The following is a 23,356-nucleotide window of genomic DNA, read 5'->3' on the forward strand; positions in this document are numbered from 1 at the left end:
ACATGCGCAGACTTCTCCGTCCCGCCCTCGGCGCGGCCACCGCCGTTCTCGCCGTCCTCGCCGCCACCACCCCGGCCAGCCCGGCGGTCGCCGCCGACGCCCCGTACGACGTGCTGGTCTTCTCGAAGACCGCCGGTTTCCGGCACGACTCCATCGCCGTGGGCACCCAGGCCATCCGGGAGCTGGGCGCGGCCAACAACTTCACGGTGACCGCCACCGAGGACGCCGCCACGTTCACCACCGCCAACCTGGCCCGGTACCGGGCGGTGGTCTTCCTCAACACCACCGGCGACGTGCTCAACCCGACCCAGCAGACCGCCTTCGAGTCGTACATCGGTTCCGGCGGCGGCTACGTCGGGGTGCACGCCGCCGCCGACACCGAGTACGACTGGCCGTTCTACGGCAACCTGGTCGGCGCCTGGTTCGCCTCCCACCCGGCCATCCAGGCGGCGAACGTGAAGGTGGAGGACCGGGCGCACGCCGCCACCGCGCACCTGCCGCGCACCTGGAACCGCACCGACGAGTGGTACAACTACCGCACCAACGCCCGCTCGACGGCGCACGTGCTGGCCACGATCGACGAGTCGTCGTACTCCGGCGGGTCGATGGGGGGCGACCACCCGCACGCCTGGTGCAAGGCGTACGCCGGGGGCCGGTCCTTCTACACCGGCGGCGGCCACACCCAGTCCTCCTACACCGAGCCGGCGTTCCGGGCGCACCTGCTCGGTGGGATCCGGTACGCGGCGGGCCGGAGCCGGGCCGACTGCCGCCCCGAGACCGGGTACACGCCGCTCTACAACGGCACCACCACCGGCTGGTCGCAGGCCGGGCCGGGCGGCTTCACCAACACCGACGCCACCCTCACCTCCTACGACGGGATGGGCCTGTTCTGGTACAGCGCGAAGCAGTTCACCAACTACTCGCTGAAGCTGGACTGGAAGCTGGCCGGGGACGACAACTCCGGCGTGTTCATCGGCTTCCCGCCGTCCAGCGACCCGGTGTCGGCGGTGAACAACGGATACGAGGTGCAGATCGACCCCACCGACAGCGCGGACCGCACCACCGGGGCGATCTACACCTTCAAGTCCGCCGACCTGGCCGCCCGGGACGCCGCGCTCAATCCGGCCGGTGAGTGGAACACCTACGAGCTGCTGGTCGAGGGGGAACGCCTCCAGGTCCTGCTCAACGGGGTGAAGATCAACGACTTCACCAACACCGACCCGGTCCGCTCGCTCGCCGGCCACATCGGCATCCAGAACCACGGCACCGGCGACGACGTGTCGTTCCGCAATATCCGGATCAAGGAACTGGGCGGCACCCCACCGCCGACCGGCGACACCACCGTGCAGGCCGAGGCGTTCAGCTCCGCCAGCGGGGTCAGCGCGTACGGCAAGGCCGGGGCCAACGGCGGGCAGACCCTCGGGTACGTCGACCCGGGCGACTGGGCGGCGTACCAGGGCCTGGACCTGACCGGGGTGACCTCGTTCCGGGCCCGGGTGGTCTCCGGCGGGCCCGGCGGCACCATCGGAGTGCGGACCGGCTCGCCCACCGGCACCCTGCTCGGGCAGGTGGCGGTGCCGAACACCGGCAGCTGGACCACCTTCGCCGTCGTGTCCACCGCCCTGTCCGGGGTGCCCACCGGCAGTCAGACCCTCTACCTGACCTTCACCGGCTCCGGCTCGGGACTGTTCGACGTCGACGACTTCACCCTGGTGCGGACGGCCGGCGGCACGAGCCGGACGGGGCCGATCAAGGGGCTGGGCGGCAAGTGCCTGGACGTGCGCAACGCGGCCACGGCCGACGGTACGCAGATCCAGCTCTACACCTGCAACGGCACCGCCGCCCAGTCGTGGACGGTGACGCCGAACTCGACGGTCAAGGCGTTGGGCAAGTGCCTGGACGTCGCCGGTGGCGGCTCCGCCGACGGCACGAAGATCCAGCTCTACACCTGCAACGGCAGCGGTGCGCAGAACTGGTCCGCGCAGGCCGACGGCACGGTACGCAACCCGCAGTCCGGCAAGTGCCTCGACGTCTCCGGCAACACCTCCACCGACGGCACCCCCGTGCACCTGTGGACCTGCCACACCGCCGCCAACCAGAAGTGGACCCTGCCCTGACGTGTAAGGGGGGCCCCGCCTAACGCATTCTGCTGTGGCGGGGGCCCTTCCTAACCGTCGGGGCGCGGCCCTAGAGTGGGGGACGGCGACCGCGTAGGCCGCCGGTGGCCCGACGGGAGGCGCAACCCGTCGAGTCAGGCGCGCACCCCGCGCCCGCCGGTGTCCCCGTGACGGTCCGCCGTGCACCGCCCGGTCGCCCTCGCCCCGGTTTCCGCACCGTGGAATCCCCATCACGACAGGGGAGAGAAGGACAATGGCGCGACCCATCACGCTCTTCACCGGCCAGTGGGCCGACCTTCCGTTCGACGAGGTCTGCCGGCTCGCCTCGCAATGGGGCTACGACGGGCTGGAGATCGCCTGCTGGGGCGACCACTTCGAGGTCGACAAGGCGCTGGCCGACGACTCGTACGTGGAGCGCAAGAAGGAGACCCTGGCCAAGCACAACCTCCAGGTCTTCACGATCTCCAACCACCTGGTCGGCCAGGCCGTCTGCGACCACCCGATCGACGAGCGCCACCAGGACATCCTGCCCGCCCGGATCTGGGGCGACGGTGAGCCCGAGGGGGTACGCCAGCGGGCCGCCGAGGAGATCAAGGACACCGCCCGGGCGGCGGCGAAGCTCGGTGTCGACACCGTCGTCGGCTTCACCGGCTCGTCGATCTGGCACACCCTGGCGATGTTCCCGCCGGTCCCGCCGGCGATGATCGAGCGCGGCTACCAGGACTTCGCCGACCGGTGGAACCCGATCCTCGACGTCTTCGACGAGGTGGGCGTACGGTTCGCGCACGAGGTGCACCCCAGCGAGATCGCGTACGACTACTGGACCACCAAGCGGACCCTGGAGGCGATCGGGCACCGTCCCGCGTTCGGCCTGAACTGGGACCCGTCGCACTTCGTCTGGCAGGAGCTGGACCCGGTCAACTTCATCTTCGACTTCGCCGACCGGATCTACCACGTCGACTGCAAGGACGCGAAGGTCCGTACCGGGGACGGGCGGCGCGGCCGGCTCTCCTCCCATCTGCCCTGGGCCGACCTGCGCCGGGGCTGGGACTTCGTCTCCACCGGCCACGGCGACGTGCCCTGGGAGGACTGCTTCCGGGCGTTGAACGCGATCGGCTACTCCGGCCCGATCTCCATCGAATGGGAGGACGCCGGCATGGACCGCCTCGTCGGTGCCCCGGAGGCGTTGCAGTTCGTCCGCCGGCTCGCCTTCGACGCCCCGTCGGCCGCCTTCGACGCGGCCTTCAGCAGCCGCGACTAGGCCCCGTCCTGACGCTCGACCCGGGATGTGGTGGCCACCGCGCGGCGGCGAGGCCACCACATCCCGGGAACAGCCCCCTCCTCAGGGGGTGAGGAGGTGGTCGCTGATCAGGCGGGCGGCGCCGACGACGCCGGCGCGGTCGTCCAGGTCGGAGAGGACGATCGGCATGTTCCCGGTGGCCAGCGGGGCGGACCGGCGGTAGACCACGCCGCGGATCTCGGCCAGCAGCACCGGCCCGATGCCCGGCACCACCCCGCCGATGATCACGATGCCCGGGTTGAAGAAGCTGACCAGCCCGACCAGGGTCTGCCCCAGCCGCCGGGCGGCGGCGCGGACCATGGCCTGGGCGCTGGTGTCCCCGCCGGTCGCCGCCCGCGCCACGTCGGTCACGGTCAGCCCGCCGGCCTCGGCCAGCCGGTCGGCCAGCGGTCCGGACCGGCCGGACCGCGCCGCGGCGGTCGCCTCCCGGACCAGTGCGGCGTCGCCGCAGTACGCCTCGACGCAGCCGCTCTCCCCGCACCCGCACGGCGGGCCGTCGTCGGCCAGCCGCAGGTGGGCGATGTCCCCGGCGCCGCTCGTGGCGCCCCGGTAGACCGTCCCGCCGAGCACCAGGCCGCAGCCGATGGCCGAGCCCAGCTTGACGTAGAGAAAGTCCTCGAAGGCGCGGCCGGTGCCGGCGTGTTTCTCGCCGAGCGCCATCACGTTGGCGTCGTTGTCGACCAGCACGGGACAGCCGAGTTCGGCGGCGAGGGCCTCGCGGACCGGGAAGCGGTGCCAGCCGGGCAGCGCCGGTGGCGACACCGGCATCCCCTCCGCGAACGCGACCGGCGCGGGCAGCCCGACGCCGACCCCGGTCAACCGGTCCACGCCCGCCTCGGCGCGCAGCTTGCCGATCAGCTCGACCACCCGGGTGACGATCGCCTCCGGCCCGCCCCGGACGTCCGCCGGCTCGCCGGTGCGGGCCAGCACGTTGAGCTCGCCGTCGGTCAGCGCCAGGTCGATCCGGTCGGGCGCCACCGTGACCCCGATGAACCGGACCGAGCCGGCGACCCGCAGCAACGGCGAACGGCGACCGCCCCGCGAGGCCGCCGGGCCGGCATTTTCCACCAGACCCCGCTCGATCAGCCGGTCCAGTTCACCGGCGAGCCGGGACCGGGCCAGGTCGACGGCATCCCCCAACTCCGCGCGGGAGCGGGGGCCGTCATCACGCAGCAGGCGCAGCAGACGCGCCTGGTGCGGGTTCTCCGGTCGTACGACGACCACGCGAACCACCTCCACCCGGAATCTTGCCCGACGTGGTTACCACCGGATGGCGGGAGGGGGTCGTATCCGGTTTCCCGGACACGACCCCCCAAACCTGGCGCGGGACGGGTCAGCCGCGCAGGCTGGCCATGTGGCGGTAGCTGACCTCGGCGAAGCGCAGCGAACGACCCGGGTCGGCGGTGCCGCCCGGCGCGGTGTCCTGCTCCCACATCGGGTTGTGGTAACCCTTGGCGCCCATGTTGGCGAAGAAGCCGCCGTAGTCGATGTCGCCCTCGCCGAGCGGCACCATCTCGTAACCGGCCGCGAGGTCCGGGCGGAGCGCGCCGTCCTTGGCGTGGAACAGCGGGAACCGCTTCGTCCGGGACGCCACCGTGGCCAGCGGGTCGAAGAGGTTCGTCTGGAGCTGGCCGTCCGGGTCGGTGTAGGTCTGGAACCGGTGCTGGGCCACGTGCGCCCAGTAGATGTCCATCTCGAACCAGACCCACTCCGGGTTCGTGATGCCGAAGAAGTACTCCAGCTTGCGGACGCCGGAGGACCGGGTGGGCCGGCCCGCGGCGTCCAGCGGCCCGCTGTCCAGCAGGAAGTTGTACGCCGCGTCGTGGTTGTGGGTGTAGAGCTTGAGCCCACGGGCGGCGGCCATCTCGCCGAAGGTGTTCCACCGGTCGGCCGCGGCGTCCCAGTCCGCCTTGTAGTTGCTGCTGGTCGGGTCGGAGCCGGTGCCGATGTTGGTCATGCCGAGGATCTCGGCGGTGTCCAGCGTCTGCTCGAACTGGGCGAGGGTGGTCGGGGTGACCGAGCCCGGGACCGACGCGTGCGAGCCGTTGGCGCGCAGCCCGTTGTCGTCCAGGATCTTGCGGATCTCCGCCGGGGTGATCTGCCGGCCGAGGATGCCGGCGTTCTGGGTGTAGCCGGCGAACTCGACCTCCTTGTAGCCGATCTCGGCCAGCCGGCCGAGCACCCGCTCGAAGCCGTACGGCACGCCGCTGGTGTCCGGGGCGGCGCTGATCCGGTCCCGGACGCTGTAGAGGATGATGCCCCGCTTGCCGGGCGGGACCAGCACCCCGTTGCCGGCGGAGGCGGCGGTGGTGCCGAGCCCGGCGGCGCCGACGGCGGCGGCGCCGGCCACCCCGGCGATCGCGCCGAGCATCCGGCGGCGGCTCATCCCGTGCTGTGTGTCGCTCATGTCCCTGTCTGCCTTTCGGTACTGAAGGTGGTGGTGCCGGCGATGGTGGTTGGTGGCGGGTGGGGCCGGCGAGCGGCCCCACCCGCCGGTGGTCAGCGGGTGGTCCCGATTCCCTGACCGTTGAAGTGGACCCAGTTGAGGTTGCCGAAGCCGCTGGCCGGGCCACCGGGGACGGTGGTGAAGACCAGGTAGAGCTTCCGCGAGCCGCCCGGGTCGGTCAATGGGGCGGTGGTGCTGGTGAAGGCGGTGTTGCCGGTGGTGGCGTTGACGGTGGCCGTGGTCAGCAGCGGACCGGTGGGGGAGTCGAGCCGGAACTCGACACCGAACCGCGGCTGGCCGGCCGTCGCGGCGCTGCCTCCGGAGGTGCGCAGCGTCACGGACTGCATGTTCTTCAGGTTGACCGTGTTGTTGATGGCGATCCAGTCACCCGGGTCGAGGCTGCCCCGTTGCTGGCCGCCGCCGACGTCACCGCTGGCTCCGACGGTGGTGCCGGACTGCGCCAGGGCGAACTCGACCTCCTGCCGCTTGTCCTGGATGACCCGCTGGCCGACCGTGGTCAGCGCCGGCTGGCCGTTGGCCCCCTTGTCCGTGTAGGACGCGCTGATCACGCCGTAGATGTAGCCGCCGTGCGAGGCGTTGTCGGCCTCCGTGGGCAGCACGCCCGAGCAGCCGAACATGTTGGCCTCGCCGTGGCCGTGGCTGTCGTGGCCGAGGACGAAGGTGACCTCGACCTTGCCGCAGTCGACCGGGCCGTCCTCGGGGTCGGTGACGGTCACCGAGAACGGGATGTCGTCGCCCCACTGGAAGAACCCACCCTCGACCGGGGTGTTCACCGTGACCGTCGGCGCGGTGTTGCCGACCGTGATGGTGGTGTTCGCCGACGCGCTCTTGCCGCTGGAGTCGGTCACCGTCAGGCGCGCGGTGTAGACCCCGTTGGTGGTGTACGTGAACGTCGGGTTCGGGTCGACGGAGTCGGTGGTGCCGTTGCCGTCGAAGTCCCAGGCGAACGAGATCGAGTCGGCCGGGTCCGGGTCCTTGGAACCCTCGCTGGAGAAGGCGACGGTCAGCGGCGCCCGGCCGTTGGTCGGGGTGGCGTTCAGCACCGCGCTCGGCGCCCGCAGGCCCTTGACGTAGCTGAACTTCACCATCGCCGCGTCCGGGTTGATGTTGAAGAACCCGTCGCCGTACGTCAGCAGGTAGAAGTTGCCGTCCGCGCCCCAGCGCATGTCCATCGGGTTGTCGCAGAGGAACGGCTTGGCCGGCGTGGTGGGCTCCTGACCGCAGTTCAACACGTTGTTGATCTTCAGGATGTCACCCTTTTCGTCCAGCCGGATCTCCTTGAGGGTGTCCCGGGTGAACTCACCGAAGAAGATCGCGTCGTCGAAGTACTCGGGAAACTTCGTCTCCGACCTCAGCTCCGGGTCGTAGTCGTATTTGGCCGCACCGTGCGGGCCGACGCCACCGGTACCGAGCTCCGGGAAGAGCACCGGACAGGTCTGCGTCGGGGTCGACAGGTACGACTCCGGGCACGGTGTGGGTGCCTGGAACGAGTACCACAGCTCCGACTTCTTCACCGCGGGCAGGTCGGTGAGCCCGGTGTTGTGCCGTGAGGTGTTCTTCGGCGCCGCGCAGTCGAACGGCGCGACCGGCGAGATCGGGCTGGTGGTCCAGTTCATCTCGATGTACGGCAGGTTCGGCTGCACGCACATCGGCCAGCCGTAGTTCGCCGGCTTGTCGACCACCATCATCCGGCCGGTGCCGGCCGGTCCCCGGCCCACCTGCGGCGTCGAGGAGTCGGGGGAGTAGTCGGTGACGTACGCGACGTCGTCCTTGTCGAGGGTGATCCGGAACGGGTTCCGCAGGCCCATCGCGTAGATCTCCGGGCGGGCCTTCTCCGTGCCCGCCGGGAACAGGTTGCCCGACGGCACGGTGTACGACCCGTCCGCGCCGACCGTGATCCGCAGGACCTTGCCCCGCAGGTCGTTGGTGTTCGCCGAGCTGCGCCGCGCGTCCACGTACGGGGCCTGGTAGACGCCGGTCGCGCTGACCGAGTCGTTGTGCGGCGAGAAGCCGCCCGAGCCACCGCCGCCGGCCGGGGTGTCGTCCCCGGTGACCAGCCAGAGGTTGTTCTTCGAGTCGAACGCGATGTCACCGGCCACGTGGCAGCAGGCGCCCCGGTCCACCGGCACCTGCATGATCTTCTGCTCGGTGCTCACGTCCAGCGAGGGCGTCTCGCCGTCCACGAACTTGAACCGGGAGAGCTGGAAGTAGCCCTGCCACTGGTCCCACGCCGCCGGATTGGTGCTGGTGGTCGGCGCGGCGCCGACCGGGGTGTTCAACGGTGGCGCGTAGTACAGGTAGACCCACTTGTTGGTGGCGAACTCGTTGTCGATCGCCGGGCCGTACATCCCGTCCTCGCTGTGGGTGTAGACCGGGATCTGGGCCAGCACCGTGGTCTTGTTGGTGTCCGGGTTGTGCAGGCGTACGCCGCCGCGCCGGTCGGTCTGGATCACCCGGCCGTCGGGGAGCACGTCGAAGCCGATCGGCTCGCTGACGTTGGGCTGCGCCCCGATGACCGTCATCTGGTAGTTGGCCAGCACGGTCGCGCCGCAGTCGCCGTCGGTCACGCCGGCCGCCCACTGGATCGCGCCGCCCAGGTGGGCGCGTAGGTCGGTGCTGCCGTAGCTCTCCGGCGTGGCGCCGAGGCCGGTGTAGAACGACCGGCCGCCCTGGTAGTCCTTGCACCAGGTGACCGGGTGGTCGAAGCCCATCGTCCCGCCGGCGTACGTCTTCTCGTCCACCGTGGCCAGCACGTGCGAGACGCCGCGGACGTTGGCCGCGTAGTTGTACCAGCGGTCGGTGGTGCTCCAGCGCTCCGGCAGGTTCTCCGACGCCGGGTGCACCCGGTCGGCGACCGTCACCGTCGCGGTGCTGGCGGCGGAGGGCGCGCCGGTGGCCCGGGTGCCGAGCACGTCGGTGAGGAAGGACCACCCCGGCTCGGCCTCGATGGCGGAGTGCACACCGACGAAGCCGCCGCCGTCGCGGTAGTACGCCTCGAAGGCGGCCTGCTGCGCGTCGTCCAGCACGTCGCCGGCGGTGTTCAGGAAGACGACCGCGCGGAACTGCTTGAGGTGCGGCTTGTCGAACTTGCGGGGGTCGTTGGTGACCTCCACGGTGAACCGTCGGTCCTGACCGAGTTGCTGGATCGCCTGCACGCCGGCCGCCGTGGCGGCGTTGCTGCCGCCGGCGGACCGGGTGAAGACCAGGACCTTGTACTGGATGCCGTTGCTGTGTGGGGCGGGGGCGGTGAGCACGGGCGCGGCGGAGGCCGGCTCGGGGGATTGGCTCGCCGTGGCGACGAGGGTCGCGCCGACGAGGGTGAGGAGACTGAGGAAGGTGGTGGCCCTGCGGCCTGGTTTGCGCATCGAACCTCGCTCTAATTGGGCGGGTCCGCCTCGGTCCGTTGGATGCGGCTGAGGTGGTCGCTCTGGGGGAGACGAGAGCCTGGCCAGGTTCTACGCAGGACGATATTTCCGAGCGGCGATAAAGAAAAGAGGCTGAGGGACGAAGTTTTCTACAAGGAGTCCGTACTTTTGCTTCGGATCGGCGAAAGTGGCGAGGGGTGAGCCCGTCGGCCGGCGTTTTCGCAGGTGGCAGCGCCTGCCGGGGGTGTCGGTCGTCCCTTCGGCGTCCGGGTGTAGCTCGTTCGGTGGATCGTGGCGACCGATCGGCTGGGCGGTCGCCACCAGCCGGCGCCGGGCACGCCGAAGGGGCCGGCCACCGAGGTGACCGGCCCCTTCCGCGTACGGTGACTCAGACGGTGCTGCCGTTGGTGCCGGTGCCGGACGACTTGCCGCGCGGCGTGGTGCTGGTCGACGACGAGCCGGTCGAGCTGCTGCTCGACGAGCTGCCGCCGGCCTTGGCGCCGACGGTGGCCGGCGTGCCCGCGAACGCGTCGTCGGCCGCGGTCAGCTCCTGCCGGTTGCCGTTGCCCGTGCTCAGCTTCTCGCCCAGCTTGGACTGGCCGAGTTTGTCCTTGCCCTCGCTGTAGAGCCGGGTCGCCTGGGCCTGCGCGACCCCGGCCGCCTCCTGGACGGTCGGGTGGTCGAGCACCTTGCGGCCCCGCACGACCAGCTCCTCGTACTTCTCCCGGCCGGCACGGGCGCCCAGGACGAATCCCGCAGCCAGCCCGCCAAGAAACATGATCTTTCCGCGCATGGCGGCTCCTTCCGTACCTGACGCGCCGTCGGACCCGGCGGGTGTTCCGCCGGGGCGACCATTTCGCGCCTGCGTCCTGTCCGCAGCTAACTACCCATCCTGCTCTGTGCTCATACCTGGTTGTGCCCGGATGGCGATATGCCCGCTTTTGTTTCCTCTTCGGCGACCGGACGAGGGTGGTAACCCCCTGGACCTACACCCCCCGGAGTCCTGTACTCTTGTGCCGTCGCCGAGCGCCGGAGAGATCCGGAGCGCGACGACGTGCGGTCCCCCGTAGCTCAATTGGCAGAGCAGCCGGCTGTTAACCGGCAGGTTTTTGGTTCGAGTCCAAACGGGGGAGCTTCTCCACCATCAACGCCCGTCGGCATAGCCGACGGGCGTCCTTCGTTTCCGGGCCGGACACCGACCGGGCCGCCCGGTCGGTGTCCGGCCGGGTAGCGGGATGTGGGGGCTGTCGCGCGGCGAGGTGGGACGTTTCGGGTCCGGCAGGCGCGGTGGGCCGGCAGGATGGTCCTAGGCTCCCGCTGCGTCGATCGGTGAGTCGATTCAGGGACGGGTGCAGATGGCCGGAGGACGGGGCCGCCCTACGGCCACGCTGATCGCGGTGGCGGTCGTGCTCGGGTGGCTGGTGGTCGGCGGGATCGCCGGACCGTACGCGGGGCGGCTGAGCGAGGTGGCGACCAACGACAACGCCGCCTTCCTGCCGGCCGGCGCGGAGGCCACGAAGGCCCAGGACCTGGCCGCCGGGTTCACCGAGAAGGTCAGCACCCCCGCCCTGGTGGTCTACGAACGCACCGCCGGCATCACCGAGGCGGACAAGCGACTCGTGGCCGCCGACGCCGCCCGGTTCGCCCGGGTGCCGGGCGTGGTCGCGCCGCTGCCCCCGCCGATCCCCAGCGCGGACGGGCAGGCGGTGCAGGTGGTCGTGCCGATCGACGGCGCCGAGGGGGAGCGGATCGGCGGCGTCGTCGACCAACTGCGAGCCATCGTCGGGCAGAACCGTGGCGGGATGACGGTGGAGGTGGCCGGCCCGGCCGGCCTGCTCGCCGACCTGATCGAGGTGTTCGCCGCGATCGACGGGCCGCTGCTGCTGGTCACCCTCTCGGTGGTGCTGATCATCCTGCTGATCGTCTACCGCAGCCCGGTGCTCTGGATCTTTCCGCTGCTCGCCGCCGGGATGTCGTACTCGCTGGCGGCCGTCTTCGTCTACGTCCTGGCCCGGGCGGACGTGCTCAAGCTGAACGGCCAGGCGCAGGGCATCCTCACCGTGCTGGTCTTCGGCGCCGGCACCGACTACGCGCTGCTGCTCATCGCCCGCTACCGCGAGGAACTGCACCGGCACGCCCGCCCCTGGGACGCCATGCGGACCGCCTGGAAGGGCGCGGCTCCGGCGATCATCGCCTCCGGCGGCACGGTCATCGTCAGCCTGCTCTGCCTGCTGCTGTCCAGCCTGAACTCCAACCGCGCGCTCGGCCCGGTCGCCGCGATCGGCATCGCCGCCACCCTGCTGGTGATGCTGACCTTCCTGCCCGCCCTGCTGGTGCTCGGCGGGCGGTGGGCGTTCTGGCCCCGGGTCCCGCGCGAGGACCAGGCCGACCCGCGCGCCGAGCACGGCCTCTGGAGCCGGATCGCCGGTTTCGTCGCCCGCCGGTCCCGGACCGTCTGGCTGGTCACCGCCGCCCTGCTGGCCCTGCTGGTGCTGGCGCTGCCCCAGTTGGGCGTCACCACGCTCGGCCAGTCCGACCAGTTCACCCGGCGCACCGACTCGGTGGCCGGCCAGGAGGTGATCTCCCGGCACTTTCCCGGCGGCACCGGCAGCCCGGCCACCATCTTCACCAACCGGCGGGCCGTCGAGGAGGTGACCCGGGTCGCGCAGGCCGTGCCGGGCGTGGTCGCCGTCCGCCCCCTCCCCGGTCCGGGCCCGGCGGGGGTGCCCGACCCGAACGCCCCACCGGTCGTCAGCAACGGCATGGTCGAGCTGGAGGCGACCCTGGCCGACTCGCCGGACAGCGACGGTGCCGAGCGGACCATCCGCGCGCTGCGGGAGGCGGTGCACCGGGTGCCCGACGCGGGCGCGGTGGTCGGCGGCTTCACCGCGATCAACGTGGACACCGCGGACGCCGCCGCCCGGGACCGCAACGTGATCATCCCGGTGGTGCTGGCGGTGATCGCGATCATCCTGGCCCTGCTGCTGCGCGCGCTGGTCGCCCCGGCCCTGCTCATCGCCACCGTGGTGCTGTCGTTCCTGGCCACCCTCGGGCTCTGCGCGCTGGTCTTCCGGTACCTGCTCGACTTCCCCGGCGTGGACCAGTCGTTCCCGCTCTTCGCCTTCGTGTTCCTGGTCGCCCTCGGCATCGACTACAACATCTTCCTGATGAGCCGGGTCCGCGAGGAGTCCGTCCGACGCGGCACCCGGGCCGGGGTGCTCGTCGGCCTGGCCGTCACCGGCGGCGTGATCACCTCCGCCGGCATCGTGCTCGCCGCGACCTTCTCCGCGCTCGCCGTACTCCCGCTGGTGGTGCTGGTGGAACTCGGCGTGGCGGTCGCGGTGGGTGTCCTGATCGACACCATCGTCGTCCGGTCGCTGCTGGTGCCCGCGCTCGCGTACGACATCGGGCCGAAGGTGTGGTGGCCCAGCCGGCTGTCCCGGTCCTCCCGGGGCGCGGGGGAGCGGGCCGATGCCTGACACCGACGTCGTCATCGTCGGCGGCGGCCTCGCCGGCCTCGCCGCGGCCCGGCGGCTGCACCGCGCGGGCGTGCCGTGGCGGCTGGTCGAGGCGGCCGACCGGCTCGGCGGTCGGGTCGCCACCGACGCGGTCGACGGCTACCTGCTGGACCGCGGCTTCCAGGTGCTGAACACCGCCTACCCCCGGCTGGGCCGGCTGCTCGACCCGGCCGCCCTCGACCTCGGCTGGTTCACCCCGGGGGTGCTGGTCCGCCGGGGCGACCGGCTCCATCGGCTGGTCAACCCGCTGCGCGAGCCCGCCGGCGCGCCCCGCACCGCGCTCGCCGGGGTGGGCTCGCTGCGCGACCGGCTCCGCCTCGCCGGGCTCGCCACCGGCTGCGCCACCCTGCCGCCCGGCCGGCTGCTCGCCGCGCCGGAGACCACCACCGAGGCCGCGCTGCGCCGGGCCGGACTCTCCGACGCGATCATCGAGGAACTGCTCCGGCCGTTCCTCTCCGGCGTCCTCGTCGACCGGGAGCTGGCGACCTCCAGCCACGTGCTGGCGATGATCCTGCGGTCGTTCGCCCGGGGCCGGATCGGCCTGCCGGCGCACGGGATGGCCGCGCTGCCCCGGGCCGTCGCCGACCCGCTCCCGGCCGACCTGATCGAACTGGACACCCCGGTCACCGAGGTCGCCCCGGGCCGGGTCCGCACCCGGTCCGGCGAGATCGGCTGCCGGGCCGTCGTGGTCGCCGTCGACCCGCCGGCCGCGGCCGCGCTCCTGCCGGCCCTGTCCCGGGTACGCATGCAGAGCTACACGACGTACTACCACGGCACGGACGACGCGCCGCTGGACGAGCCGATCCTGCTGGTCGACGGGGACCGGCGGGAACTGGTCGCGAACACGGCGGTGGTCAGCCGGGCCGCGCCGACGTACGCGCCGGCCGGCCGGCACCTGGTGGCCACCTCGGTGGTCGGGCCGGCCGCGCCACCCGAGCCGGTGATCCGGGCCGAACTGGCCCGCCTGTACGGGCGCGCCACCGCCGACTGGGCCCACCTGGCCACGGTGTCCGTCCCGGCCGCGTTGCCCGCCGCGCCGCCGCCGCAGGGCCGGCTGCGCAAGCCGGTGGACCTCGGCGCGGGGCTCTTCGTGGCCGGGGACCACCGGGACAGCCCGTCCATCCAGGGGGCGCTGGCCAGTGGCTGGCGGGCCGCCGGGGCGGTGCTGGCCCGGCTGCGGGCGGGATAGCCGCCCACCCGGCAACGCCGATGCGAGGGGCACATCCGCCGGTCGCGGGGCAGATGGACGGCCGGTGGATCACTTATGATCCCCGCCATGCCTGCTCCCGGCCAGCCCCCGGCGCCCGTGTTCGAGCCGGGCGCGGCGTACCCAGAACTGGCCCGAATGCGGGCCGCGCTCGGCGCCGGCGACTGGCCGGGCGTCCGGCAAATCATCGGCGGGCTCGACTGGGCCGGCATCTCCATCTTCACCGGGCTCTGCGGTGACCTGGAGGGGACCGAGGAGTTCCTCCGCGCGGTGGTCGCCCGGCAGCCCGCCGACCCGGTCGCCGCGACCATGCTCGCCTCCACCCTGATCCGGACCGGCTGGCGGGTCCGCACCGCACACCGCGCCCAGCACGTCAGCCGGGAGCAGTTCGCCCGGTTCCACGAGTACCTGCGCCAGGCCGAGCGGGCCCTGATCCAGGTCACGGCCCGGCACCCCGACTACGTCACCGCCTGGTACCTGCGCATCACCGCCGCCCGCGGTCTCGAACTGGGCGAGTCGGAGGCGCGCCGCCGCTACGACCGGTTGGCCCGGCACCAGCCGCACCACCAGCCGGCCCAGTCGTCGCTGCTGCAGAAGCTCTGCCCCAAGTGGAGCGGCACCTGGGAGGGCGCGCACGGCTTCGCCCGGGAGTGCCTGCGCACCGCGCCGCCCGGATCGTGCAGCCCGGTCGTGGTCGTCGAGGGGCACCTGGAGCACGCCCTCGACCTCGGCGGCGTCGATGACGCCACCGGCTACCTGCGTACGCCGCAGGTCTGGCAGGAGATCCACGAGGCGGCCCAGCGGTCGGTGTGGAACCCCGCCTTCCGGCACGGGCCGGGCTGGGTGCTCACCCGCAGCACCTTCGCCCTGGCGTTCAGCCTGGCGGGGGAGTGGCCGGCCGCGGCCGGGCAGTTCGCGGCGCTCGGCCCGTACGGCGACGACTGGATGTGGGACTACCTCCCCGGTGACCCGGCCGAACAGTTCCGGGAGTACCGCGCCGAGGCGTACGCGAAGGGCGGCCCGCGATGATCCGACAGTTCGACGTCGACGGGGTGCCCACCCTGCTCGCGCCCACCGGCGGGCCGATGCGCGCCGGCCTGGTGTTCCGGGTCGGCACCGCCGACGAGACGCTGGCCCGCGCCGGCATCACGCACCTGCTGGAGCACCTCGCGCTGGCCTCGCTCAGCGAGGTCGACTACCACTACAACGGGGCCACCGGCAGCGTCTTCACGTACTTCCACATGCAGGGCTCCGAGCCGGACATCGCCCGGTTCCTCACCGCGGTCTGCCAGCACCTGCACCAGCCGCCGCTGCAACGGCTGGAGATGGAGAAGGAGATCCTGCGCACCGAGTGGAGCACCCGCACCCCCGGCGCGATGGACTCCGTCCCGCTGTGGCGGCACGGTGCCCGGGATCACGGCCTGGCCAGCTACCCCGAGTTCGGGCTCGGCATGCTCGGCCCCGACGACCTGCGCGGCTGGGCCGCCCGGTACTTCACCCGGGAGAACGCCGTGCTCTGGATCGCCGGCGACCGGGTCCCGGCCGGGCTGCGGCTGGCCCTGCCCGGTGGGAACCGGCAGCCGGTGCCGGCGCCGTCGTCGGCGCTGCCCGAGACGCCCGCGTACTTCATCGGGCCTGGCCGGGCCGTCGCGCTCGACGCCGTGGTCCGCCGCCGGATCGCCGGCAGCGTCTTCGCCGGGGTGCTGGAGCGCGAGCTGTTCCGGGCGCTGCGCCAGGAGGGCGGTTTCTGCTACACCGCCACCGCCGGCTACGAGCCGCGGGGAGACGGGTACGCCACGGTGCGCGGGCTCGCCGACGCGCTGCCGGACAAGCAGGACGCCGTGCTGGGCGGGTTCGTCGACGTGCTGGCGAAGCTGGCCGTCGGCCGGATCGAGCAGGCCGACGTCGACGCGCACGTGGCCAAGGCCAGCGAATCGCTCGGGGTGGCCGAGGTGCACGCCGCGATGCTGCCGACGCAGGCCTTCAACCTGCTCACCGGGCACCCCAACCTGACCGTCGACGAGTACCGGGCCGAGCTGAAGGCGGTCACCCCGGCCGACGTGCACGCCGTGGCTCAGGAGGTGATGGCCTCCGCGCTGCTGATGGTGCCCGAGGGAAGTGACGCCGACTGGGCCGGCTTCGTCGCCGCGCCCACGCTCTCCACCGAGGCCGTCGCCGGCACCCCGTACCGGTCCCGCGAGGACGACGGCGGCGAACTGCGGATCGGTCCCGACGGGGTCAGCCTCGTCCTGCCCGCAGGGCTGCTCACCGTCCGGTACGCCGAGTGCGCCGCGATGCTGGCGTGGCCCGACGGCGCCCGGCAGCTCACCGGCCACGACGGCATCATCGTCCGGATCGAGCCCACCCTGTTCGACCTGCACCCCGGCGCGATGCAGTACCTGGACGGGCAGATCACGCCGGAGCGCCGGGTCGACCTCCCGCCGCGAGCGCCCGAGCGGATCCCGCAACCGGCGCAGCGCTCCGCCCCCGCCGCCGGCGGGTCCGCCTCCGCCGGAGCGGAGGCCCCGGCGATCAACTGGTCCGCCAAGCCGGTGGTGATCACCACGCTGGTGCTGGCCGTGCTGCTGGCCGGGCTGTCCTGTCTGTGCACCCTCGGAGCAGCGTTCGACGACGTGTCGGACCCCGCTGGGGTATGGATCCTGATCGTGGTGTGCTGGCTGCTCGCTGTTATCCTCGCGTTGCCCTTCGTGCGGTCCCTGCGGCGCCGGCCCTGACGGCGTGGGCGAAATCCGGCACCCAAGATGGTGGCCGCAGCCCGAGCGGGCAGGTTACGATCCGGCGCGGTAACGGGGCGGTAGCTCAGCGGGTTAGAGCAGTCGACTCATAATCGATCGGTCACGGGTTCGAGTCCCGTCCGCCCCACAAATGTCACCGTGCGAATCGGGTGTAGTCGCGCGCGCGCCAGGGTCGGCCTGATGGCGTGAATGGTCGCTGGCTGGAGTGTTAGCGGCGCGGGGCGGGCGTCTGCCGGTATGTGGTGGGGCGACCCTTGCCGCCGTCCTGGCTGGCGATGAGGGTCCATGCGCCCGGACCGCCCGCGATCGTTCCGGCGCTGTTGATCACCTCGTCCACCCAGCCGTCGTGGGGCAACCGGATCAGGATGATGTGGACTTCGGCGCCGAGTGGTCCGTTCTGAAATCCCTCGGTATTCAGCGTTGCTATCTACCGGTACCTAGTGTTACCGTCTACCGGTAGTAAGCGTCGCTTGGTAGCGAGGGGATGATGGCATGGGCAACCAGATGACAGAGATGCTGAAGGGCACTCTCGAAGGCATCGTCCTGGCGATCCTGGCCCGCAGATCCGCATACGGCTACGAGATCACCGCGTGGCTGCGCGACCGCGGATTCTCGGACATCGCGGAAGGCACCATCTACGCGCTGCTCGTCCGCGTCGAGCAGCGCGGGTTCGTGGACGTGGAGAGGGTTCCCTCGGAAAAAGGGCCCCCGCGGAAGGTGTATTCGCTCAACGCGAAGGGGCGAGACCAACTCGCCGAGTTCTGGAGGACGTGGAGCGTCCTCGCGGAACGCATCGAGCAACTCCACCACAACGACAACCAACAGGACCAAGGAGCATGAGCATGGCCACGAAGTGGATCGAGACGCTCGTCGGGTCGCTCGAGCAGAAGAAGCAGTACAAGCGCCACATGGCTCGAATCGAGGCCCTGCCGGAGCCCTATCGCAGCGCGGCCAAGGCTCTTCAGCGGTACTTCATGTACCACGGAGAGATCCTCGACGGCGACACGCTCATCACGATGCTCGGCGACTTCGTCGACCTCTGGGATCGTGCGGTCGCCGACGGAACGCCGGTCCGCGCAATCGTCGGAGACGACCCGGTCGAGTTCGCCGAGACGTTCCTGCAGGCGTACTCCGGCAAGCAGTGGATAGACAAGGAACGCGAGCGCCTCCGGACGGCGATCGACGCCGCCGCCGGCGACAACGGCGAGGAAAAGAGCGCATGATCACCAAGACGCGCGAACCCGCGATTAGGGTGCAGTCCATCACGAAGTCCTACAAGGACCTGCACGTGCTACGGGGCGTCGACTTCGACGTGGCAGCCGGGAGCGTCTTCGCTCTGCTCGGCTCGAACGGCGCCGGAAAGACCACGCTGGTGCGGATCCTGTCGACGTTGCTGAAAGCGAACACCGGCACCGCGACCGTCCACGGCTTCGACGTCTCCTCGGCTCCGGTCGACGTACGCAAGTCGATCAGCCTGACCGGCCAGTTCGCCGCAGTCGACGAGGTGCTCACCGGCCGGGAGAATCTGGTCCTGGTCGCGAAGCTCCGCCACCTGAAGAACCCGGGTGCGATCGCCGACGACATGCTCGCCCGTTTCTCGCTCGCTGATGCCGGGAACCGCCGAGCGGCGACGTACTCGGGTGGCATGCGCCGGCGGCTGGACATCGCGATGAGCCTTGTCGGCAACCCGCCGGTCGTATTCCTCGACGAGCCGACCACCGGCCTCGACCCGCAGGCCCGCATCGAGGTCTGGCAGACGGTCAAGCAGCTCGCCAAGGATGGCACGACCATCCTGTTGACCACCCAGTACCTCGACGAGGCCGAGCAACTTGCCGACCGGATCGCGATCCTGCACAAAGGCACGATCATCCAGAACGGCACCCTCGCCGAGCTGAAGCAGCTCCTCCCGTCCGCCAAGGTCGAGTACGTCGAGAAGCAGCCGACCCTCGAGGACGTCTTCCTCGCCCTCGTTGGCGACGCCAGTGACACCGCCGACGAGGCCGCCATGTCCGCAGGAGGGGAATCCCGATGACCGTCCACGTCCTCAGCGACACCGGAACCCTCACCGGCCGCTCCCTGCGTCACATCCTCCGCAGCCCGGACACCATCATCACCACCGCGGTCACTCCGGTCGCGCTGATGCTGCTTTTCGTGTACGTGCTGGGCGGAGCCATCAACACCGGATCCGACGAGTCGTACATCAACTACATGCTCCCGGGCATCCTGCTCATCACGATCGCATCCGGCATCGCCTACACGGCGTACCGCCTGTTCCTCGACATGCAGGGCGGCGTCTTCGAACGCTTCCAGTCGATGCCGATCCCACGACCCTCCGTGCTCTGGGCGCATGTCCTGACCTCACTCGTCGCCAACCTGGCCTCGATCGTGATCGTCACAGGCGTCGCGCTGATCATGGGGTTCCGCACCGGCGCATCCGTAGCCGACTGGCTCGCCGTCGTCGGCATCCTGATCCTGTTCACCCTCGCCCTCACCTGGATCGCCGTGATAGCGGGCCTGTCCGTCAAGACCGTCGACGGCGCGAGCGCCTTCAGCTACCCGCTGATCTTTCTGCCCTTCATCAGCTCGGCGTTCGTCCCCACCGACTCGATGCCCGGCCCGGTCGCGTGGTTCGCCGATAACCAGCCGGTAACATCCATCGTGAACACTCTCCGCGCACTGTTTGCGCAGCAGCACGTCGGCAACGACATCTGGATCGCCCTCGCCTGGTGCGCCGGCATGCTCGTGGCCGCCTACGCCGTCGCGACAGCGATCTACCGCAAGAAGACCAGCTAGCCGATCGCAAGAGGACAGCGCCGTATCCGTATGGATGCGGCGTTGTCCCTGCGCAGGTGTGCCGCCGGAGTCCGGACGGGAGAAGCACACGCTCGCGTAGCCGCCACCGCGCAACTCCCCATGCTGGTGCGGCTCGACAGCCAAGGGCAAGAAGTGTTGCGGCCGAGCGGTCTGAGAAGCGTCCTCCGATAACGCCGCACGGAACAGTCCGTCACGACGTAGCGGTCGCCGTCGCCCTACCAGTCCGCCAGCTGTGCACCGAAGGCATACGGCGTCTCCGTCAGCGCAGCGAGCCGTAGTTGCCGCCAGACCTTCCATCCGCCCTCCGTGAGCGCGCGCGTTTCGATCATTCTGGACGGCTGCCGCCGGTGGGCGACCAGGCAATGCGTTTCGGTTGGCTCGTCGGCGGCCACTTCAGGGCTCGCACGAAATACTTAGCCGTTGCGCTAAGTATTGCTACGGACCATGCTTAGCCGCATGGCACAGTATTCGGCACAACTCGACGGCGTGTTCGTCGCCCTCGCTGACCCGACCAGGCGCGGGGTCGTCCGACGCCTCGGCCGCGGTCCGACGAGCGTCGGCGATCTCGCCAGCGAGTTTCCGATGACCCTCCCGTCCTTCATGAAGCACGTCCGGGTCCTCGAGTCCAGCGGGCTGATCCACACGACCAAGGCTGGTCGGGTGCGCACCTGCGTGCTCAACCGCGAGCGCCTCGCTGTCATCGACGACTGGCTCGCGGAGCAGCGCCGGATCTGGGAAGAGCGCACCGATCGCCTCGAACGTTTCGTCACCGACCCCAAGGAGAGCCAACAGTGAATCCCGACCTGGACCTGACCGTGGAGCGGGTCATCCGCGCGCCGCGCGCCGCCGTCTGGAGCGCGTGGACCGACCCGTCCCGCTTCGAGAAGTGGTGGGTCCCCGCCCCTGCCCGCTGTCGCGTCGACCGCTTGGACGTCCGTCCCGGTGGTGGTTTCGTGACCAGGCTGAGCGACGACGGGGTGGAGTTCGCCCCACACATGGACGCAACCTTCCTCGTCGTGGAGGAGTTCGAGCGGATCGTGTTCACGAACGCGATCGACAGCGCCTGGCGGCCCGCGAACCCGACCCCGGTCGCCATGACCGCCGAGATCACCCTGAACGATCATTCGGACGGCACGGACTATCGGGTCGTTGTTCGCCACGGTGATCCCGCCGCTCGTGCCCGGCACGAGGCACTCGGCTTCGCGGACGGTTGGTGGTCGGTGACCAAGCAGCTTGCCGTGGTCGCCGAAAGCGAGGAATCGCGATGAAGATCGCCCTGACCGAGTTCGTAACCCTCGACGGAGTCAGCCAGGGTCCCGGTTCGCCGACCGAGGATTCAAGCGACGGCTTCACTCGGGGTGGCTGGCTCGTGCCCTACCTGGACAAACACTTCGTCCAGTGCGCCTCCGACTGGCTGGACCTGGCCGACGGTCTGCTCCTTGGGCGGCGGACCTACCAGGCGTTCGCGCGCGACTGGCCGCAGATCACCGACCCGAACGACCCGTTCACCGAACGGATGAACTCACTACCGAAGTACGTCGTCACCAACCCCCTGACCGAGGGCAGTTGGCACCCCTTGACGCTGCTCCAGGGCGACCCGATTCAGACCGTCGGGGAGCTCAGGGCGCAGCCAGGACGGGAACTCCAGATCCACGGGAGCGCGCGGCTCGGCAACGCCCTGCTGTCGGCCGGTCTTGTCGACACGCTCCGACTCGTCGTCGCCCCTACCGTGACCGGTTCCGGACGGCGGCTACTGGACCATCCGAGCGCACCCGTCGGCCTGCGACTCGTTCACCACGACGCGACGGCGAACGGCCTGCTGCTGCTCGAGTACGAGCGGGTCGGCACCGCCCCGGTGGGGGAATACGAAGGGCTCACCGCCGTCGGCTAGTCGCCGCGTCACACACGTGGCCGGACATCCAGGTGGGGCCCGGCCACGGCGGGCGCCAGCGCTTGGTGACCGCGGTGGCTCACCGCCGCGGCACCAGCCACGACGGCGAGCCACCGCCCGCCACTAGGAGATGGGTACGAGCCGGAACTGCTGGTTGGCCTGCCCGTTGCAGTCGTAGAGCTGGACCTGCTGCCCGTTGCCGGTGCCCCAGACGTCGAGGCAGCGGCCGGACTGGACGCCCGTGATGGTGCCGTTGGAGTTGACGTTCCACTGCTGGTTGGTCTGGCCGTTGCAGCTGTAGATCTGGATCGCCGCGCTGTTGCCGGAGCCGGCGGCGTCCAGGCACCTGCTGCCCCCGTACACCGTCAGTTGCCTGCTCCCGGTGTACGTCCACTGCTGGTTGGTGTTCCCGTGGCAGTCGTAGAGCTGCACGCGGGTGCCGTTGGTCTGCGACGAGTTGGGCACGTCGATGCACCGGCCCGACTGGCTGCCGACGATCCGGTTGGCGCCGCCGGCCGGCGGCGGCGTGGTCGGCGAGCTGGTCGGCGTCGCCGTCGGCGAGGTGGTCGGCCCCGGGCCGGCGGCGTTGAGGGCGTTGAGGACCGAGGTGTACGCGGCCTTCTTGTTGCCCCCGCCGTCGAACAGCAGCGGGTTCTCGTTGGAGCGCCAGGAGTCGCTGTCGCGGACGCCCCAGACGGTGATGCCGATGCAGCGCGGTACGTTCAGGCAGGCCTGGGTCAGCCCGGCGTACTGGCTGGTGGAGGCGTTCGTGACGTCGACCTCGGTCAGCGCCACGTCGACCCCGAGGGCGGCGAAGCTGGAGAGCGTGGTCTGGAAGTTGCCGGGCAGCGAGCTGCCGCCGGTGAAGTGGGTCTGCAGACCGACGCAGTCGATCGGTACGCCGCGGGACTTGAAGTCCCGGATCATGTTGTAGACGCCCTGTGTCTTGGCGTAGCTCCAGTTCTCGATGTTGTAGTCGTTGTAGCAGAGCTTGGTCGACGGGTCGGCCGTCCGGGCGGTGCGGAACGCCACCTCGATCCAGTCGTTGCCGGTGCGCTGCAGGTTGGAGTCACGGCGGCTGCCGTTCTCGTTGAACGCCTCGTTGACCACGTCCCACGCGGCGAGCTTGCCCTTGTAGTGGGCCATGACGCCGTTGATGTGGTTGATCATCGCGTTGCGCAGCGTGCTGCCGCTCATGTTCTGCATCCAGCCCGGCTGCTGGGCGTGCCATGCCAGGGTGTGACCCCGGACCTTCAGGCCGCGGCTGTTGGCCCAGTTGTAGATCTGGTCCCCGGCGGAGAAGTTGAACTGGTTCTGGTTCGGCTCCGTCGCGTCCGGCTTCATCTCGTTCTCGGCGGTGATCATGTTGAACTCGCGCGCCGCGATGGTGCTGTACGTGGAGTCGTTCAACCTGTTCGCGGCGATGGCGGTACCGAAATACCGGCCCGACTGCGCGGCCGCGGCGCCCAGGGTGCTGGCTGCCTGGGCCAGGCTGGGCACCACCAGCGCCGCGCCGGCCAGGGCCAACGAGCTGGCGGCGGCAGCCACCACCACGCGGTAGCGACCATGCCTTAGTAGACGTTTCATGACACTCCTCTGCATATCGGACGATGATGCGCAAGGTTGTGGGGAAACGCGGGCCCGCGTACCTGTCACTGTTCTCTGAAACTTTTCGGAGATGTACCGGTAACTTCAACGGGAAGATACTCCCGACGCCACGATCGGTCAATGTCGATGGTTCCGGTGTGTGGCCGCTCCTCGGAAAGCCGGGCCGTTCCCTTGTGTCGGCCGCCCGCCGGACGGCTGGCCGGCGCGATCGTTCTGCCGGCCGTAGGGATGGTTCGGTGCCACGCCGAAACCTTCCGGCCTCGGCCTGCTCTCCGCCACCCTGCCGGGGCTGGTGTCGTTCCGCCGCCTGTCC

Annotated in this window: 19 protein-coding genes and 2 tRNA genes; 15 read left to right on the top strand and 6 right to left on the bottom strand. The window is 70.7% G+C overall.

What is annotated here, in order from left to right; genetic code table 11:
- The first annotated feature begins 2 nt into the window (after nucleotides 1-2).
- Both AB0H57_RS09250 and AB0H57_RS09255 read left to right on the top strand, forming a co-directional pair.
- The gene (locus AB0H57_RS09250; RefSeq protein WP_357504340.1) at nucleotides 3-2,117 is read left to right on the top strand and encodes a ThuA domain-containing protein; all 2,115 of its coding nucleotides are present in this window, start codon (nucleotides 3-5) and stop codon (nucleotides 2,115-2,117) included.
- 253 nt (nucleotides 2,118-2,370) lie between these two features.
- Complete coding sequence (locus tag AB0H57_RS09255) at nucleotides 2,371-3,378, top strand: sugar phosphate isomerase/epimerase family protein (protein ID WP_357504342.1); 1,008 nt, start codon at nucleotides 2,371-2,373, stop codon at nucleotides 3,376-3,378.
- Between the two features lie 81 nt (nucleotides 3,379-3,459).
- On the opposite strand, the gene AB0H57_RS09260 is transcribed toward AB0H57_RS09255, so the two are convergent.
- The 4 genes from AB0H57_RS09260 to AB0H57_RS09275 form a co-directional block, all read right to left on the bottom strand.
- Nucleotides 3,460-4,641, bottom strand: coding sequence for an ROK family transcriptional regulator (locus AB0H57_RS09260; protein ID WP_357504344.1), 1,182 nt, complete (start codon nucleotides 4,639-4,641; stop codon nucleotides 3,460-3,462).
- A gap of 109 nt (nucleotides 4,642-4,750) precedes the next feature.
- Nucleotides 4,751-5,824 (bottom strand): TIM barrel protein, encoded by a 1,074-nt coding sequence (locus tag AB0H57_RS09265; RefSeq protein WP_357504346.1) that lies wholly within the window; start codon nucleotides 5,822-5,824, stop codon nucleotides 4,751-4,753.
- Nucleotides 5,825-5,916: 92 nt separating this feature from the next.
- A complete protein-coding gene (locus AB0H57_RS09270; protein ID WP_357504348.1) occupies nucleotides 5,917-9,249 on the bottom strand; it encodes a ThuA domain-containing protein in 3,333 nt (1,110 codons plus the stop codon).
- A 388-nt stretch (nucleotides 9,250-9,637) separates the two neighbouring features.
- The gene (locus tag AB0H57_RS09275) at nucleotides 9,638-10,042 is read right to left on the bottom strand and encodes a hypothetical protein (protein WP_357504350.1); all 405 of its coding nucleotides are present in this window, start codon (nucleotides 10,040-10,042) and stop codon (nucleotides 9,638-9,640) included.
- A 267-nt stretch (nucleotides 10,043-10,309) separates the two neighbouring features.
- Between AB0H57_RS09275 and AB0H57_RS09280 the strand changes: the two genes are divergently transcribed.
- The 6 genes from AB0H57_RS09280 to AB0H57_RS09305 all read left to right on the top strand — a co-directional run bounded on the left by AB0H57_RS09280 (nucleotide 10,310) and on the right by AB0H57_RS09305 (nucleotide 16,857).
- Nucleotides 10,310-10,382: transfer RNA gene (locus AB0H57_RS09280), tRNA-Asn, on the top strand.
- Nucleotides 10,383-10,604: 222 nt separating this feature from the next.
- Nucleotides 10,605-12,728, top strand: coding sequence for an MMPL family transporter (locus AB0H57_RS09285; RefSeq protein WP_357504351.1), 2,124 nt, complete (start codon nucleotides 10,605-10,607; stop codon nucleotides 12,726-12,728).
- The gene (locus AB0H57_RS09290) at nucleotides 12,721-13,956 is read left to right on the top strand and encodes an FAD-dependent oxidoreductase (protein WP_357504353.1); all 1,236 of its coding nucleotides are present in this window, start codon (nucleotides 12,721-12,723) and stop codon (nucleotides 13,954-13,956) included. Before AB0H57_RS09285 ends, AB0H57_RS09290 begins: the two co-directional genes overlap by 8 nt.
- Before the next feature lie 87 nt (nucleotides 13,957-14,043).
- The gene (locus AB0H57_RS09295; RefSeq protein WP_357504355.1) at nucleotides 14,044-15,003 is read left to right on the top strand and encodes a hypothetical protein; all 960 of its coding nucleotides are present in this window, start codon (nucleotides 14,044-14,046) and stop codon (nucleotides 15,001-15,003) included.
- A complete protein-coding gene (locus tag AB0H57_RS09300; protein ID WP_357504357.1) occupies nucleotides 15,000-16,709 on the top strand; it encodes an insulinase family protein in 1,710 nt (569 codons plus the stop codon). Before AB0H57_RS09295 ends, AB0H57_RS09300 begins: the two co-directional genes overlap by 4 nt.
- Nucleotides 16,710-16,783: 74 nt before the next feature.
- Nucleotides 16,784-16,857 (top strand) — tRNA-Ile (locus AB0H57_RS09305).
- A gap of 81 nt (nucleotides 16,858-16,938) precedes the next feature.
- On the opposite strand, the gene AB0H57_RS09310 is transcribed toward AB0H57_RS09305, so the two are convergent.
- A complete protein-coding gene (locus AB0H57_RS09310) occupies nucleotides 16,939-17,085 on the bottom strand; it encodes a hypothetical protein (protein ID WP_357504359.1) in 147 nt (48 codons plus the stop codon).
- Nucleotides 17,086-17,222: 137 nt separating this feature from the next.
- Here AB0H57_RS09310 and AB0H57_RS09315 point away from each other — a divergent pair, with 137 nt between their 5' ends.
- The 7 genes from AB0H57_RS09315 to AB0H57_RS09345 all read left to right on the top strand — a co-directional run bounded on the left by AB0H57_RS09315 (nucleotide 17,223) and on the right by AB0H57_RS09345 (nucleotide 21,435).
- Nucleotides 17,223-17,570, top strand: a complete 348-nt coding sequence (locus tag AB0H57_RS09315; protein WP_357504361.1) for a PadR family transcriptional regulator — start codon at nucleotides 17,223-17,225, stop codon at nucleotides 17,568-17,570.
- Between the two features lie 2 nt (nucleotides 17,571-17,572).
- On the top strand, nucleotides 17,573-17,953 hold the full coding sequence (locus AB0H57_RS09320; RefSeq protein WP_357504362.1) for a DUF1048 domain-containing protein: 381 nt from the start codon (nucleotides 17,573-17,575) through the stop codon (nucleotides 17,951-17,953).
- The gene (locus tag AB0H57_RS09325) at nucleotides 17,950-18,762 is read left to right on the top strand and encodes an ATP-binding cassette domain-containing protein (protein WP_357504364.1); all 813 of its coding nucleotides are present in this window, start codon (nucleotides 17,950-17,952) and stop codon (nucleotides 18,760-18,762) included. Before AB0H57_RS09320 ends, AB0H57_RS09325 begins: the two co-directional genes overlap by 4 nt.
- On the top strand, nucleotides 18,759-19,523 hold the full coding sequence (locus AB0H57_RS09330; protein ID WP_357504366.1) for an ABC transporter permease: 765 nt from the start codon (nucleotides 18,759-18,761) through the stop codon (nucleotides 19,521-19,523). The genes AB0H57_RS09325 and AB0H57_RS09330 overlap by 4 nt, the downstream gene beginning before the upstream one ends.
- Nucleotides 19,524-20,000: 477 nt before the next feature.
- Nucleotides 20,001-20,339, top strand: coding sequence for a helix-turn-helix transcriptional regulator (locus AB0H57_RS09335; RefSeq protein ID WP_357504368.1), 339 nt, complete (start codon nucleotides 20,001-20,003; stop codon nucleotides 20,337-20,339).
- On the top strand, nucleotides 20,336-20,812 hold the full coding sequence (locus AB0H57_RS09340) for an SRPBCC domain-containing protein (protein ID WP_357504370.1): 477 nt from the start codon (nucleotides 20,336-20,338) through the stop codon (nucleotides 20,810-20,812). Before AB0H57_RS09335 ends, AB0H57_RS09340 begins: the two co-directional genes overlap by 4 nt.
- Nucleotides 20,809-21,435: a dihydrofolate reductase family protein gene (locus AB0H57_RS09345; RefSeq protein WP_357504372.1), complete on the top strand. Its 627-nt coding sequence runs from the start codon at nucleotides 20,809-20,811 to the stop codon at nucleotides 21,433-21,435. Before AB0H57_RS09340 ends, AB0H57_RS09345 begins: the two co-directional genes overlap by 4 nt.
- 123 nt (nucleotides 21,436-21,558) lie before the next feature.
- On the opposite strand, the gene AB0H57_RS09350 is transcribed toward AB0H57_RS09345, so the two are convergent.
- Nucleotides 21,559-23,022 carry an endo-1,4-beta-xylanase gene (locus AB0H57_RS09350; protein WP_357504374.1) on the bottom strand — a complete coding sequence of 488 codons (1,464 nt, stop codon included), beginning with the start codon at nucleotides 23,020-23,022 and terminating at the stop codon, nucleotides 21,559-21,561.
- Between the last annotated feature and the right edge of the window lie 334 nt (nucleotides 23,023-23,356).

This window comes from Micromonospora sp. NPDC050686, assembly GCF_040654475.1.
In the GTDB taxonomy this organism is placed as follows: domain Bacteria; phylum Actinomycetota; class Actinomycetes; order Mycobacteriales; family Micromonosporaceae; genus Micromonospora.

What these genes read in the sequence shown, in the direction of transcription:
- AB0H57_RS09285 (WP_357504351.1), top strand. Translation starts at nt 10,605, where the DNA reads ATGGCCGGAGGACGGGGCCGCCCTACGGCCACGCTGATCGCGGTGGCG.
- AB0H57_RS09330 (WP_357504366.1), top strand. Translation starts at nt 18,759, where the DNA reads ATGACCGTCCACGTCCTCAGCGACACCGGAACCCTCACCGGCCGCTCC.
- AB0H57_RS09290 (WP_357504353.1), top strand. Translation starts at nt 12,721, where the DNA reads ATGCCTGACACCGACGTCGTCATCGTCGGCGGCGGCCTCGCCGGCCTC.
- AB0H57_RS09350 (WP_357504374.1), bottom strand. Translation starts at nt 23,022, where the DNA reads ATGAAACGTCTACTAAGGCATGGTCGCTACCGCGTGGTGGTGGCTGCC.
- AB0H57_RS09320 (WP_357504362.1), top strand. Translation starts at nt 17,573, where the DNA reads ATGGCCACGAAGTGGATCGAGACGCTCGTCGGGTCGCTCGAGCAGAAG.
- AB0H57_RS09255 (WP_357504342.1), top strand. Translation starts at nt 2,371, where the DNA reads ATGGCGCGACCCATCACGCTCTTCACCGGCCAGTGGGCCGACCTTCCG.
- AB0H57_RS09275 (WP_357504350.1), bottom strand. Translation starts at nt 10,042, where the DNA reads ATGCGCGGAAAGATCATGTTTCTTGGCGGGCTGGCTGCGGGATTCGTC.
- AB0H57_RS09345 (WP_357504372.1), top strand. Translation starts at nt 20,809, where the DNA reads ATGAAGATCGCCCTGACCGAGTTCGTAACCCTCGACGGAGTCAGCCAG.
- AB0H57_RS09295 (WP_357504355.1), top strand. Translation starts at nt 14,044, where the DNA reads ATGCCTGCTCCCGGCCAGCCCCCGGCGCCCGTGTTCGAGCCGGGCGCG.
- AB0H57_RS09325 (WP_357504364.1), top strand. Translation starts at nt 17,950, where the DNA reads ATGATCACCAAGACGCGCGAACCCGCGATTAGGGTGCAGTCCATCACG.
- AB0H57_RS09265 (WP_357504346.1), bottom strand. Translation starts at nt 5,824, where the DNA reads ATGAGCGACACACAGCACGGGATGAGCCGCCGCCGGATGCTCGGCGCG.
- AB0H57_RS09315 (WP_357504361.1), top strand. Translation starts at nt 17,223, where the DNA reads ATGGGCAACCAGATGACAGAGATGCTGAAGGGCACTCTCGAAGGCATC.
- AB0H57_RS09335 (WP_357504368.1), top strand. Translation starts at nt 20,001, where the DNA reads ATGGCACAGTATTCGGCACAACTCGACGGCGTGTTCGTCGCCCTCGCT.
- AB0H57_RS09250 (WP_357504340.1), top strand. Translation starts at nt 3, where the DNA reads ATGCGCAGACTTCTCCGTCCCGCCCTCGGCGCGGCCACCGCCGTTCTC.
- AB0H57_RS09270 (WP_357504348.1), bottom strand. Translation starts at nt 9,249, where the DNA reads ATGCGCAAACCAGGCCGCAGGGCCACCACCTTCCTCAGTCTCCTCACC.
- AB0H57_RS09300 (WP_357504357.1), top strand. Translation starts at nt 15,000, where the DNA reads ATGATCCGACAGTTCGACGTCGACGGGGTGCCCACCCTGCTCGCGCCC.